This window comes from Vibrio sp. 1249-1, assembly GCF_033340495.1.
In genome coordinates this window covers 1-523 of record NZ_JAWOWJ010001152.1, presented here as the reverse complement: position 1 = coordinate 523, position 523 = coordinate 1, and the positions used below count along the sequence as shown (strand labels likewise).

Sequence of the window (523 nt, the reverse complement as noted above, 5' to 3'; positions counted from 1 at the left end):
ATCGAAACCAAACTCGTTGTTTGTTCCGTATAGAATATCAGCTTGGTACGCTTCTTTTTTCGCTTGAGGAGGCATGTTCGGTACGTTAACACCCACCGTCATACCTAGGAATTCAAATAGCGGACGGTTTGTCTCCGCATCACGTTTAGCGAGGTAGTCGTTGACCGTAACAACGTGTACGCCTTTACCAGGAAGTGCATTTAGGTAAGCAGGAAGAGTTGCCGTTAAAGTTTTACCTTCACCCGTGCGCATCTCTGCGATTTGGCCTGCATTTAGCACCATACCGCCGATGAGCTGCACGTCGAAGTGACGCATACCGTATACACGTTTAGACGCTTCACGAACAGTAGCAAAAGCTTCTGGAAGTAGCTTATCAAGAGTTTCGCCTTGCTCTAGGCGCTCACGGAACTCAACAGTTTTCGCTTTAAGCTCTTCATCTGAAAGTGCTTCAAATGTTGGTTCGTAGTTATTGATCTCTTTTACAATTTTTCTAAGGCGGCGCAGTGTTCGGTCGTTGCGACTG

General features: G+C 46.7%; 1 pseudogene. It reads right to left on the bottom strand.

The window, feature by feature from the left end:
- Positions 1 to 523: pseudogene (secA, locus tag R7Z50_RS30980) on the bottom strand (preprotein translocase subunit SecA); the annotation flags it as partial.